We start from the raw sequence: 13,447 nt of genomic DNA, 5'->3' as shown, positions 1-13,447 counted from the left end.
GATGACCGGAGCAGTATCCCCCGACCGACGCCGCTTTCTGACCGCGGGTGCCGCGGTCCTCGGCGCCGCCGCCTCCACCCAGCTGTGGCTTCCGGCCGCCGCCCACGCGGCCGGGACGCCGCTGCCGGATGGCGTGTTCAGCCTCGGCGTCTCCTCGGGCGACCCGCTCCCGGACGGCATCGTGCTGTGGACCAGGCTCGCCCCGGACCCGCTGAACGGCGGCGGAATGCCCGACCGGGTCGTGCCGGTCGAGTGGCAGCTCGCGGAGGATCACCGGTTCAGAAAGCTCGTCCGGCGGGGCACCGCCCAGGCCCGGCCCGAGTACGGGCACAGCGTTCACGTGGACGTACGCGGGCTGCGCGCGGGCCGTACCTACTGGTACCGCTTCCGCACCGGCGGGCAGCTCTCACCCGTGGGCCGCACCCGCACCGCCCCCCACCCCTACAGCTCCGGTGGCTCCCTGCGCATGGCCCTCGCCTCCTGCCAGAACTGGCAGCACGGCTACTTCACGCCCTACGCAGACATGCTCGACCAGGACCCCGACGTCGTGGTGTTCGTCGGCGACTACATCTACGAGTCCACGCCCTCGGCGACGGCCCTGCGGCGGCACGAGGGCACCGGCGAGCCGTTCAGCCTCGTCCAGTACCGCAACCGGTACGCCCAGTACCGGACGGACCCCGACCTCGCGGCGATGCACGCGAACGCGCCCTTCGTGGTGACCTTCGACGACCACGAGGTGGACAACGACTTCGCCGGCGAGATCCCCCAGGACCCCGACAAGCAGCCGCACGACGCGTTCGTGGCCCGGCTCACCGCCGCCTACCAGGCGTTCTACGAGCACATGCCGGTCCGCGCCACCGCCGTCCCGGACGGCCCGCACATCCGGATGTACCGCCGCCTGGAGTTCGGCCGCCTGGCTCGGCTCAACGTCCTGGACACCCGTCAGTACCGCAGTGACCAGGCCACCAGCCAGGAAGGCGCCCAGGATCCGTCGCTGACCATGCTGGGCGCGCGGCAGAAGGGGTGGCTGCTGGACGGGCTCAAGAACTCGCCCGCCCGCTGGAACCTCATCGCCTCCCAGATCATGATGGCCGAGACGGACCTCAAGGTCGGCGAGGGCAAACTCTGGTTCTACGACGCCTGGGACGGCTACCAGGCCGAACGCAACCGGTTCCTCCAGGAGTTCCGGCAGGTCCGCAACCCGGTCGTGCTCTCCGGCGACCGGCACCTGACGATGATCAGCGACCTCAAGGCGGACTACGCCGACCCGGACTCGGACGTCGTCGGAGCCGAGTTCGTCGGCACGTCCATCTCCAGCAACGGGGACCAGGACCAGGCGGCCTTCCGCCGGGAGTGGGACCCGCGGCGCCCGGACAACCCGCACTGGAAGCTGCTCGACGCGCACCGCGGCTACCACCTCTTCGACGTCCGCCGCGACCGCATCGACGCCCAGGTCCGGGTGGTCGACACGGTCCGGCAGCCCACGGCGACCCCGAGCACGCTGGCCCGGCTGAGGGTCCGGGCGGGCCGCCCGGGCGTCGAGGTCGTCTGACCCGGCCCGCGTGGCGCGTGAGCCCGGGACTCCTCGGAGTCCCGGGCTCACGGCGTATTTGCTCCGGCCGAGACCGAAATGCTGCGGAATCTTGACCAGGAATTCCGCGGGCGCCGCCGTCGCCGTGGCGCCGGGCACACCCGCAAAGCGCGTACCGTGCACCGGACATCGTCCAAGGAACTCGGACAGGTCCTCGGTCGCCGCCGGCGCAAGCGGCTTCGGCACCGCTGCGCTGCTGTGGAGTTACTCACAGCAATTCCCGGGGCGCCTGCATCGCCGGCGGAACCGTCTTGCCAATCACCGGCGTCACCAGGTGAATGAGGGGTTGCGTGCACATATGCGGTGGAGGTCGCTCACCTTGCATTGCGGTAACCACAAGTGGGACCATTTCCAAGTTCCCTGTCGCCCCAAGGTAGGTCACCTGTGTCCCAGCACATAGCCAAGCCCCGTACCACCGCAGTGATCCTGGCCGGTGGCACCGGCCAGCGCGTGGGTCTGTCGATCCCCAAGCAGCTGCTGAAGATCGCCGGCAAGGCAGTCATCGAGCACACGCTGACCACCTTCGAGAACGCCGACTCGATCGACGACATCATCGTGCTGATGGCTCCGGGTTATGTGCCCGACATCGAGAAGATCGTCGCGAAGGCCGGATTCAAGAAGGTCTCGAAGGTCATCGAGGGCGGCTCCACGCGGAACGAGACCACCGAGCGCGCCATCGCCGCGCTGGGCGAGGGCCTGGCCGAGGGCGAGGACGCCAACGTCCTCTTCCACGACGCCGTGCGCCCCCTGCTCTCGCAGCGCGTCATCGACGACTGCGTCGTCGCCCTGGAGCGCTACCAGGCCGTCGACGTGGCGATCCCGTCCGCGGACACCATCATCGTCACGCGCACGCACGGCGAGGACGGCGAGTTCATCACCGAGATCCCGGACCGCTCCCGGCTGCGCCGCGGCCAGACGCCGCAGGCGTTCAAGCTGTCCACGATCAAGCGGGCCTACCAGGTCGCCGCCGGCGACCCCAACTTCCAGGCGACCGACGACTGCTCCGTCGTGCTCAAGTACCTGCCGGACGTGCCGATCCACGTCGTCGCGGGCGACGAGTACAACATGAAGGTCACCCAGCCCGTCGACGTCTTCATCGCCGACAAGCTCTTCCAGCTCGCCTCCACGGCCGCGCCCGAGCAGGTCTCCGAGGAGGCCTACCGCGAGCTGCTGACCGGCAAGACCATGGTCGTCTTCGGCGGCAGCTACGGCATCGGCAAGGACATCGCCGAGCTGGCCGAGGCCTACGGCTCCAAGGTCTACGCGCTGGGCCGCTCCACGACCGGCACCCACGTGGAGAACCCGGAGGAGGTCGACGACGCCCTGTCCAAGGCCTACGCCGAGACGGGCCGCATCGACTACGTGGTCAACACCGCCGGCGTGCTGCGCATAGGCAAACTCGCCGAGACCGACAACGCCACCATCGAGGAGGCGCTGAAGGTCAACTACCTGGCCCCGGTGCAGATCGCCCGGTCGTCGTACAAGTACCTGTCCGAGACCAAGGGCCAGTTGCTGCTCTACACCTCCAGCAGCTACACGCGCGGCCGTGCCGAGTACAGCCTGTACTCCTCCACCAAGGCCGCCATGGTGAACCTCACCCAGGCGCTGTCCGACGAGTGGGCCGGCGACGGCGTCCGCGTCAACTGCATCAACCCCGAGCGCACCGCCACCCCGATGCGCACCAAGGCGTTCGGCCAGGAGCCCTCGGGCTCCCTGCTGTCCTCCGAGGCCGTGGCCCGCACGTCGCTCGACGTGCTGCTCTCCGAGCTCACCGGCCACGTCATCGACGTCCGCCAGCAGGACCCGACGGCCGGTGCGGCCCGGGCCTCCGGCTTCGAGCAGGCACTGGCCACGGTGCTGGACCGGCAGGACGGCGTGTAATAATTGGCGCCAAATAGACTTCGGTAATTCAGGCCTCTGCGCCCTCCTGTTAACGGGTTTTCGTCGACAGGAGTGTTCGCAGGGGCCTGAATCCATACAGTCTCGCGAATATTCACAGACCAGCCGCATTCTCGAACCAAGACCCGGCATACCCCTCCCAAGAGCAGGTTTCTCCGTGATATCCACCGCTATTCGCGTCGCCCGGGTGGGCAGCGCGGCCGAGCTGGCCGCGGCGGTCCTCATGGTGGCGGGCTTCCCCGCCCTCATGCTGGCCGCGCTCGTCCCGAGCGTTCCCGCCTTCGCGGCAGCGGCCGCCGTGACGTACCTGGCGGACCACTATCTGCACCGCAAGGGCAGCTACCTGATCAACCGCCTCGGCAAGGTCCGGGCCGGCCTGTCCATCCGCTTCCTCATCCGGCAGCTGCTGCTGGTCCTGCTGCTGGCCCGGCTGTCCCTCGCGGACAACCTGATCTACTACGGGGCGATCGCCTGCTTCATCGCCTTCTACGGGTTGCAGGCCCCGCACGGCGCGCTGGTCCAGCTGATACGCAACCGCCGCCGCATGCCGGTCGCCACCCGCAACGTCGACCTGGCCTCCCGCATCCGCATCCCGGACGCCCCGCCCCGCGGGCTGCTGCACCGCTCCGCCGAGAAGATGCTCCACCTCGACCTCGCGGCAGTCGTCGGCATCCTGGTCGCGGCGCAGGCCAAGTCGGCCCTGATCGGCTTCATCGGCATCGGCATCACCGTGGCCCTGGCCACCCTGTACGTCCTGGCGCTGGTGCCCTTCGTACGCGGCCGGAAGATCCCGCCGAACGCCGAGAAGGTCCTGGCCGCCGTGGACGACTGGCTGGGCGAGTACAAGCCGGAGACGGTCCTGTACTTCTCCGGTTCGAAGGACTCCGCCTACCAGGTCAACATGTGGCTCGACACCATGGAGAAGCTGGAGTCCAAGCCGCTGATCATCCTGCGTGAGCGGGCCATCCTGAACAGTCTGGCGCCCACCACGGTCCCCGTCATCTGCGTGCCCGGAGGGGTGCACCTGATGAACATGGACCTGTCCACCGTGCGCGTCGCGCTCTACGCGGCCAACGTCGGCAAGAACATCCACATGCTGCGCGTGCCCACCATCAAGCACGTCTTCATCGGCCACGGCGACAGCGACAAGCTCGCCAGCGTCAACCCGTACAGCAAGGTCTACGACGAGGTGTGGACGGCCGGCCGCGCGGGCCGCGACCGCTACGCCATCGCCGACGTCGGTGTCCGCGACGACGACATCGTCGAGGTCGGCCGCCCCCAGCTCGCCCCGATCCAGACCTGGCAGGGCGTGCCCGAGGGGCGTATCCCCACGGTTCTGTACGCCCCCACCTGGGAGGGCTGGGACGGCAACCCGGGCAACACCTCGGTCGTGCTGGCCGGCGAGAACATCGTGAAGCAGCTCGTGCAGGCCGACCCGCCGGTCCGCGTCCTGTACAAGCCGCACCCGTTCACCGGCAACGTCAGCAAGGAGGCGGGCGCCGCGCACCGGCGGATCACCGCCCTGGTGCAGAAGGCCGCCGCGGAGCGCGCCATCAACAGCCGGTTCATCGCCGACACCACCGCTCAGGCGCAGGCCAAGGCCGAGCTCGACCGCATCCAGGCCCGGCTCGCGCAGCTGTCCGGCTCCGGCGGCGACCGTGGCGACGAGGCCGTGGCCACCCGTGACGGGCTGACCGACGTCGCCCGGCACGAGGAGGCCGCCCGGCTGCGCGCCGAGTGGAACGACGCCTACTGGCGCTCCTTCCCGTCCTGGGAGCACCGCGTCATCACCGGTGCCGAGCCCCGGCTGTACGACTGCTTCAACGTCTCCGACGCGATGGTCTCCGACATCTCCAGCGTGGTGTCCGACTTCATCGCGAGCGGCAAGCCGTACGCGGTGACGGACTCCGCCGGGGTGGGCGTCGAGGAGTTCAAGCGGAACAACACGGCGGTGCGTGCCGCGGTGATCCTCTCCAACAGCGCGTCCGAGCTGGGCGAGCTGCTCGGCGCGGTCCGTGCCCCGGAGGCCGACCGGCTGGCCGAGGACCGCAAGGAGCTCAAGCGGTACCTGCTGGGCCCGGACGAGCCGACCTCGTTGGAGCAGTTCAACACCGCCGTCGCGAACCTCGCCCTCAAGGCCGAGACGCGCAACGTCGGCCAGCAGTCACGGGACGCGGCCGCCCTCGCGGAGAGCGAGGCCGAGCTGGCGAACGCCGTGCCCGGGCAGCGGGTGCCCACGGCCGGTGACACGGACGGGGTCGGCACCGGCTGAACTACCGCCGCTGGCTGAAGAGTTCGGCCCCGAGGAGCTTCTCCTCGGGGCCGAACTCTTTCTGCTTCCCGGGTCCTGTCCGCTCAATGTGTGACCTGTCCCACTAACACCCATGTGCGAGGCAACCGCTTGCCTCGATCACCCGTCTACCAAGTAGCGAATGAGGCGATACGGGGGGAATATCCCATTGACTAGGGGGAAACGTGACCGTGGCGCAGCCTGATGTGAGTGTGATCATCGGGGCGTACGAAGCGATGCCGTATCTGATCGAGTGCCTCTCGTCCGTCGAGGCACAGACCATCGATCCGACACGCGTCGAGGTCATCGCGGTGGACGACGGTTCGACGGACGGAACGGGGGAGTACCTGGAGGAGTTCGCCGAGCGGGCTCCCATGCACGTGCTGGTGATCCGTCAGGAGAACTCCGGCGGCCCCAGCGGCCCGCGCAACGTCGGCCTGGGCAAGGCCACCGGGCGCTACGTCTTCTTCCTCGACGCCGACGACCGGTTGGGCCCCGAGGCCCTGGAGCGCATGGTCGGCATGGCCGACCGGGCGGGCACGGACGTCGTGCTCGGCAAGGTCGAGGGCGTCAACCGCTCGGCGCCGAAGTCCATGTGGGGCAAGACGGTGGAGCGGACGGACGTCTTCTCCTCCAACATCAAGTTCACGCTCAGCGCGCAGAAGCTGTTCCGCCGCGAACTGCTGGACCGGCACGGCATGCGCTTCGACGAGTCGCTGTTCACCGGCGAGGACGCGCTGTTCACCATGGAGGCGTATCTGCGGGCGGACGGCGTCTCCGTGGTCGCCGACCACACCTGCTACTACCTGGTCGGCCGCGATGACGGCAAGCATGTGACGAAGAGCGGCAGTTACACGCTGCGCTTCGACTCCGCGCGGGCCCTGATGGAGCTCATCGCCGAGCTCGTCCCCGCGGGCGGCCGGCGCGACCAGCTGATGGTCCGGCCCTTCCTGGTCACGCTGCTGCCGCAGTTCGGACCGAAGTACCTGACGGACAGCGAGGAGATACGCCGGCACAAGTTCGAGCTGGCCAAGCCGCTGATGGACGCCCACTGGACCGAGGGCGTCGCCCACCGCCTCAAGGTCCACGAGCGGCTGCGGCTGCACCTGGTCGCCGAGCAGCGCCCGGAACTGCTCCTGGACGTGGTGAAGTTCGTCAAGGCCAAGAAGCAGGCGGCGGCCCTCCTGGAGAGGAAGGGCCGCCGGGTGTACCTGGCCTACCCGCACTTCCGGGACCGCGCCGCGGGCGTCCCCGACTCCGTCTACCTCGCCGAGCCCCGGGAGGCCCGGGCCTTCCCGGGCTACCGCGAGGGCGGCGTCGACACGTTGGTACGCCGGGCGGTGCGCAAGGCGCGGCGGGTCATCAGCTCACGAGAGGTGCGGCACGCGGCCTGACCGCGCCTGCCGCGGCTCAGCGCGGCGCGGTCGGGACCTCAGCCGCGGTGCGCTGGCCGGGCACCGCGGCCAGCCGCTCCGCCACCCGTGCCCGGTGGTCCCGGGCCTCCCCGCACAGCGCCCGGACGGCGTCGTTGAAGCGTTCCTGCGACGACGGCTCGGCCGGACCCAGCAGACGCAGCTTCAACTCCGCGCGCGCCTCGGCCAGTTCGTCGCTCTCCGGGCGCCGGACCGTCTCCAGCAGGCCCGGCACTCCGGAGGCGTCGGGGGTCAGCACCGTAGCCGCCACCACCGTCGGGAACGCCGTACGGAAGGCGTCCTCCGGCAGCCCGCTGGTGTTGGCCACCGCGTACGGCTTCTCGCTCGCCAGGAAGTCGCTGATCACGCTCGACACGTCACTGATCAGCAGGTCGGCCACGTTGAAGCAGGAATACAGCGTCGGCCGGGCGTCCGTGATGATCTGGTGCTCGCCCTCCGGCAGCGAGGCCCAGTACGCCTCCTCCCACGCGGCGGTCGCGCGCGCCACCGCCGCCGCCCGGCCCGGCTCCGGCGCCGACTGCACCAGCATCCGCTCCACGGTGTCGGCCCCGGCCCGGAAGGCCGACGTCGTGAGCCGGTCCAGCTCGGCGGTGCAGCGGGCGAGTTCCGCGCCGTCCGAGGGGCCCGTCGCCGCCCGCTCCCGGTTGGCCGCCCGGATCAGCTCCCGGATCCGCAGATCGGCCGCGCCGGCGCGCGGGTCCACCGAGCCCGTCAGCGGATGCGGCTTGTACAGCAGCCGCACACCGGGGTCCGCGAGCAGCGCCCGCACCAGGTTCTCGCCGGCCGCGATCACCGACGTGTTGCCGGGGTTGCCGTCCCAGCCCTCCCAGGTGGGCGCGTACAGCACGGTCGTGCGCGCCCCGGCCGGCGGACCCGCGTACGGCAGCACGCCGTCCAGCTGCGGGCGGCCCGTCTCCACCACGTCCTTGTCCTCGACCCCGACCTCGGCCAGCGCGTACCGCTCGCGCGCGGCGGGCCCGGCCACCCACACCTCGTCGTACGCCTTCGCGTAGGGGTTGCAGGAGGAGAGCTTGTCGCTCTCGCCGTGGTTGACGAAGGTGTGCTTGATCGTGGGGATGCGCAGCACCTGGGAGGTCTTGCCGGAGTTCGACGGGTGGATGAGGACCTGGAGCGTGGAGTGCTCCAGGCGCATCAGCGTCGACACCTTCGGCAGGCACACGATCGGGATGTCCGTCGCGGCGATCTTCTGCACCATGAACCGCTCGCGCAGCACGATGACCGGCCTGCCCTCCAGCCCGGCGAGCGGCTCCAGCCACATGTTCGCCTGGTAGGCCGAGGCGGCACCGCCGGAGAAGTACAGGCCGACGGTCGGCCGGTAGGCGGCCAGCCACGCGTCGAACCAGTCGAGCACCTCCTGCTCGCCGGCCGGACGACGGCCCGGCAGCAGCCGCAGGAGCAGCACGCCGAGACCCGTCAGCCCGAGGGCGAGGGACAGGGCGATGCCCGCGGCCGCGTACACCGGCCGGTCGCCCGGGGCGCTGGCCAGCAGCCCGGCCGTCGCCGGCAGACCGAACACCAGCAGCCGGTGCCCGGGACGGCGCAGCAGCACGGGCGGGGCCGGGGACAGCCGCAGCGCCGAGGCGTCGATGTTCCGGGTGACCACCGGCAGGGTACGGGTGCGGCGCACCAGCACGGAGAGCGCCTGGATCGCGCAGTGCAGCACGTAGAAGACGAGCAGCCCGGCCACCAGCGGGGCGTACACCGTCTCCCGGTCCTGCTCGCCCAGCCGCAGCAGGGCCACGACCAGCAGCAGGTCCCGCAGGACGTGCCGCACGGTGATGTCCGCGTGCGACTTGGCGAACAGCGACAGCACCCCGCGCTGCCACCGGTACAGGGCGCCCTCGGTGGCCAGGGAGACGACCGTCGCGGCGATCAGCAGCGGAACGTCGGGCAGCAGCGCCGCGACCGCCTGTGCGGCGAACGCGGCGGCCAGGACGACGGTGACCAGCCCCTTGAGAAGGGCCTGCGGGCGGGGGAGAGGTACGGGCACTGCGGTCACTCCAGGAGCGTCGGGTCGGCGCAGGTCGGCCGTCCGGGTTAACGCGCGGCGGCCTCCTGACGACACGCGCGTGTCGTCAGGGTGTGGGGAGCGGTCGCCGTCGCGTGTCGTCGGACCGTAGCGGAAGGCGGCGTTCCTGTCGTCGGTGAGGGCCGGAAAAGGAAGATCGGATTCCCGGCGCGCGGCGGGACCGGACGAGGGCGCGCCCCGTCCCGTGACACGGGCGGCACCGTCCGTAACGTGGACCGGCGCCGCAGCCCTTCCGGCAGTCCCGTAGATTTCCTGGTGAGGGAGCGAATCGACGCGAGGGGACGGACGGCGACGTGGCAGGGGCAAGGCAGGCCGTGGGCGAGGCCCGCAGGATCGTCGTCAAGGTCGGGTCCTCCTCGCTGACCACCGCCTCGGGCGGCCTGGACGCGGACCGCGTGGACGCGTTGGTCGACGTCCTCGCCAAGGTCCGCAGCGGCGGCGAGCGCGAGATCGTCCTGGTCTCCTCGGGCGCCATCGCCGCCGGCCTCGCCCCGCTGGGCCTGCGCCGCCGCCCGAAGGACCTCGCCCGCCAGCAGGCCGCCGCCAGCGTCGGCCAGGGCCTGCTGGTCGCCCGCTACACCGCCTCCTTCGCCCGCTACGGCGTCCGCGTCGGGCAGGTCCTGCTGACCTCCGACGACATGAGCCGCCGCTCGCACCACCGCAACGCCTCGCGCACCCTCGACAAGCTGATCGCGATGGGCGCCGTCCCGGTCGTCAACGAGAACGACACCGTCGCCACGGACGAGATCCGCTTCGGCGACAACGACCGCCTCGCCGCCCTCGTCGCCCACCTCGTCCACGCCGACCTGCTGGTCCTGCTGTCCGACGTGGACGGCGTCTACGACGGGGACCCCGCGAAGCCCGGCACCTCCCGCATCGGCGAGGTGCGCGACCCCTCCGACCTCGCGCACGTCGAGATCGGCAGCACCGGCAAGGCCGGCGTCGGCACCGGCGGCATGGTCACCAAGGTCGAGGCCGCCCGGATCGCGGCCGCCGCCGGCGTTCCCGTCGTCCTCACCAGCACCGTCCACGCGGCCGACGCCCTGACCGGCCAGGACACCGGCACCTACTTCCACCCCACCGGCAAGCGCTCCGCCGACCGGCTGCTGTGGCTCCAGCACGCGTCCACCCCGCAGGGCGCGCTGACCCTGGACGACGGCGCGGTGCAGGCCGTCGTGGACCGCCGCAAGTCGCTGCTGCCGGCCGGGATCGCCGCCGTCGAGGGCGAGTTCAGTGCCGGCGACCCGGTCGAGCTGCGGGACGGCACGGGGCGGGCGGTGGCCCGCGGACTCGTCAACTTCGACGCCAAGGAGATCCCCCGGCTCATCGGCCGCTCGACCCGGGAACTGGCCCGCGAACTCGGACCCGCGTACGAACGCGAGGTCGTACACAGGGACGACCTGGTGGTTCTGCACCCGTAATATGCCGAAACGTCCGCCCCCGGTGGTGGACGTTCCGCAAAACCGCCACGCGATCCCTTGCGGCCTGCTCAACTTTGTCTCGGGGACCTATTCCGCAGCAGCGCCACTGTGCAAAAGGAGGCCGTCGTGCGACGAGTGCGCCCTGGGACTCAGGCGTCCCGCGGTGGTGCCGGCTCCCGCGCGGCCGGTGAGGAGCGCGCCCTGACGAGCGTGGCGGCCGGGGACCGGTTCCAGGGCGAGGAGCCCGGCGACACCCCGCGCCTGTGGCACGTCACCCTCAGCGTCTCCGGCAAGGAGGCCCCGCTCCCGGAGGTCCGGCGCGCCCTGGAGCAGCTCGCCCACGACCATCCCTTCTTCCTGACCAGCCGGTACGCGGTCGACCACGCGGAGATCCGCTACTGGGAGGAGGCCCGCGACCTGCACGACGCGGCAGCCGTCGCCCTGCGCCTGTGGGGCGAGCACCGGCAGACCGCCGGGCTGCCACCCTGGGAGATCGTCGGCCTGGAGGTCATCGACCGCGCGACGTACCACCAGCGCATCGCCGAGGGGTACGGACCGCCGCCGGCGTCCCCGGTCGGCGTTCACCCGTTTTGACCCGTTCCACGAAGTGTCTCGCGCTGTGGAACGAACGATGAACCGAGCCGCCCGGCGCACTACCCTTCCCTCATGACCACGCTCTCTCCGTACGACTCCATGTCACCGGTCACCGAGGCCGCCTACCGCGCCAAGGCCGCCGCAGCGACCCTCGCGCCGCTGCCCCGGGCCGAGAAGGACGACGCGCTGCTCGCCATCGCGGACGCGCTGGAGGTCCGTGCGAGCGAGGTCGTCGAGGCCAACGCCAAGGATGTCGCCAAGGCCCGCGAGGCCGGCATCAGCGAGGGCATGATCGACCGGCTCACGCTCACCCCCGAGCGGATCCGCGCCATCGCCTCCGACGTGCGCGACGTCGCCGCCCTGCCCGACCCGGTCGGCGAAGTCGTCCGCGGCTCCACGCTGCCCAACGGCATCGACCTGCGCCAGGTCCGCGTGCCGCTCGGCGTCGTCGGCATCATCTACGAGGGCCGCCCGAACGTCACCGTCGACGCCGCCGCCCTCTGTCTGAAGTCCGGCAACGCGGTCCTGCTGCGCGGCTCTTCCTCGGCGTACCAGTCGAACACCGCCCTGGTACGCGTCCTGCGCGACGCCGTCGGCGGGGCCGGGCTGCCCGCCGACGCCATCCAGCTCGTCCCCGGCGAGAGCCGCGACAGCGTGCGCGAGCTGATGCGCGCCCGCGGCCTGGTCGACGTGCTCATCCCGCGCGGCGGCGCCTCCCTGATCAACACGGTCGTCCAGGAGTCCGTCGTCCCGGTCATCGAGACCGGCACCGGCAACTGCCACGTCTACGTCGACGCGCAGGCCGACCTCGACATGGCCGTCGAGATCCTGATCAACTCCAAGGCTCAGCGGGTCGGCGTCTGCAACGCCGCCGAGACCCTCCTGGTCCACCAGGACATCGCCGCCGCGTTCCTGCCCCGCGCCCTGGACGCCCTCGCTGAGGCCGGGGTCACCGTGCACGCCGACGAGCGCGTGCAGGCCTACGCCGAGGACTCCAAGGCCACCGTCGTCGAGGCGACGGCCGAGGACTGGGAGACCGAGTACCTGTCGTACGACATCGCCGCCGCGGTCGTGGACTCCCTGGACAAGGCCGTCGAGCACATCCGGCTGTGGACCTCCGGCCACACCGAGGCCATCGTGACGACCTCCCAGCAGGCCGCCCGGCGCTTCACCCAACTGGTCGACTCCACCACCGTCGCCGTCAACGCCTCCACCCGCTTCACCGACGGCGGCCAGTTCGGCTTCGGCGCGGAGATCGGCATCTCCACGCAGAAGCTGCACGCCCGCGGCCCCATGGGCCTGCCGGAACTGACCAGCACGAAGTACATCGTCACCGGGGACGGGCACATCCGGCGCTGACCACGTTCGGCGTAGGGCGGTATGCGGGCCGGCGCATGACTGTGCCGGTCCGGGCGGCGCAGGCGCGTCGGTGTGCGGCGGGGGGCGAACCGTGTCGGCGTGCGCCCTCACGGACCCGTGGGAGCCGTCCCGACCGGTGGATGAATTTCCATACCGTCTGCCCAAAATGACCCCCCAGGTCTACTCTGGATGCGTGCCGGAGGACGTGGGGGGCACGCCGTTTCCGGACGGCCGGGAGCCCGACGACGACCACGACCGCGGGGTGTCGGACGAAGAGTTCGCCTCCGTGGTCTTCGACGAGGCCTTCGTACGCGCGGCCGTGGTGCACGAGCCGACCGCAGTGGAGCGCCTCCTGGCCGCGGCCCAGGCGAGAGCCGAGGCCTCCGAGGCGGAGGCGCGCCGCGCCCACACCAGAGGCGACCGGTTCGACGACGGATACGGTTCGGACGGCCGTGGCGGTTTCGGCCGCGATCCCGCGCTCGACGAGCTCGACGACCCCGACGTCATCGAGGACCACTACGGCGCGGGACCGTACTCCAAACAGGTCCGCTGGCACCGCCCCGTCGCCTGGATGCTCGCCCTCGTGATGGGCATCGGCATGGTCGCGCTGGCGTTCGCGGCGGTCTACCGCGGAGCGTCCTCCAACCGCGACGAGCCCGCGCCGCCGCCCGCCTCGACAGGACTGGAACAGAGCGGCGGAGCCTCCCCCTCGGCCTCCGCCGACTACTCCCAGCCGGCCGTCTCGGTGATCCCCCGCAGCCCCTGACCGGAACCCGCCCATCCTGGTGAGAACCTGTCAGAACTTGTGGT

The 13,447-nt window shown here is 71.1% G+C and carries 9 protein-coding genes; 8 read left to right on the top strand and 1 reads right to left on the bottom strand.

The features are described from left to right. Position 1: 1 nt before the first annotated feature. The 4 genes from A4E84_RS13580 to A4E84_RS13565 all read left to right on the top strand — a co-directional run bounded on the left by A4E84_RS13580 (position 2) and on the right by A4E84_RS13565 (position 7,174). Complete coding sequence (locus tag A4E84_RS13580) at positions 2-1,552, top strand: alkaline phosphatase D family protein (protein ID WP_062926828.1); 1,551 nt, start codon at positions 2-4, stop codon at positions 1,550-1,552. Positions 1,553-1,975: 423 nt separating this feature from the next. Then, positions 1,976-3,472, top strand: coding sequence for a bifunctional cytidylyltransferase/SDR family oxidoreductase (locus A4E84_RS13575; RefSeq protein ID WP_062926827.1), 1,497 nt, complete (start codon positions 1,976-1,978; stop codon positions 3,470-3,472). 205 nt (positions 3,473-3,677) lie between these two features. Next, positions 3,678-5,762 (top strand): hypothetical protein, encoded by a 2,085-nt coding sequence (locus tag A4E84_RS13570; protein ID WP_062926826.1) that lies wholly within the window; start codon positions 3,678-3,680, stop codon positions 5,760-5,762. Between the two features lie 203 nt (positions 5,763-5,965). Beyond that, on the top strand, positions 5,966-7,174 hold the full coding sequence (locus A4E84_RS13565) for a glycosyltransferase family 2 protein (protein WP_062926825.1): 1,209 nt from the start codon (positions 5,966-5,968) through the stop codon (positions 7,172-7,174). A 16-nt stretch (positions 7,175-7,190) separates the two neighbouring features. Here the strand turns inward: A4E84_RS13565 and A4E84_RS13560 are convergent, their stop codons facing one another. After that, entirely contained in the window at positions 7,191-9,224 is a 2,034-nt protein-coding gene (locus A4E84_RS13560; protein WP_062926824.1) for a hypothetical protein, read from the bottom strand. A 353-nt stretch (positions 9,225-9,577) separates the two neighbouring features. Here A4E84_RS13560 and proB point away from each other — a divergent pair, with 353 nt between their 5' ends. The 4 genes from proB (at position 9,578) to A4E84_RS13540 (ending at position 13,403) form a co-directional block, all read left to right on the top strand. Further along, entirely contained in the window at positions 9,578-10,684 is a 1,107-nt protein-coding gene (gene proB / locus A4E84_RS13555) for a glutamate 5-kinase (protein ID WP_062926823.1), read from the top strand. Positions 10,685-10,810: 126 nt separating this feature from the next. After that, positions 10,811-11,278 (top strand): hypothetical protein, encoded by a 468-nt coding sequence (locus tag A4E84_RS13550; RefSeq protein ID WP_174569427.1) that lies wholly within the window; start codon positions 10,811-10,813, stop codon positions 11,276-11,278. Positions 11,279-11,350: 72 nt separating this feature from the next. Beyond that, complete coding sequence (locus tag A4E84_RS13545) at positions 11,351-12,637, top strand: glutamate-5-semialdehyde dehydrogenase (protein WP_062926822.1); 1,287 nt, start codon at positions 11,351-11,353, stop codon at positions 12,635-12,637. A 193-nt stretch (positions 12,638-12,830) separates the two neighbouring features. Next, a complete protein-coding gene (locus A4E84_RS13540) occupies positions 12,831-13,403 on the top strand; it encodes an SCO2584 family spore wall biosynthesis protein (protein WP_470661501.1) in 573 nt (190 codons plus the stop codon). Positions 13,404-13,447: the final 44 nt, after the last annotated feature.

The organism is Streptomyces qaidamensis (assembly GCF_001611795.1).
GTDB classification, from domain to species: Bacteria; Actinomycetota; Actinomycetes; order Streptomycetales; family Streptomycetaceae; genus Streptomyces; species Streptomyces qaidamensis.
The sequence above is the reverse complement of the archived record's forward strand: the minus strand, read 5'-3'. Positions and strand labels throughout refer to the sequence as shown.

Bases quoted from the DNA above. Each gene is read 5' to 3' on its own strand.
- A4E84_RS13580 (WP_062926828.1), top strand. From the start codon at position 2: ATGACCGGAGCAGTATCCCCCGACCGACGCCGCTTTCTGACCGCGGGT.
- A4E84_RS13545 (WP_062926822.1), top strand. From the start codon at position 11,351: ATGACCACGCTCTCTCCGTACGACTCCATGTCACCGGTCACCGAGGCC.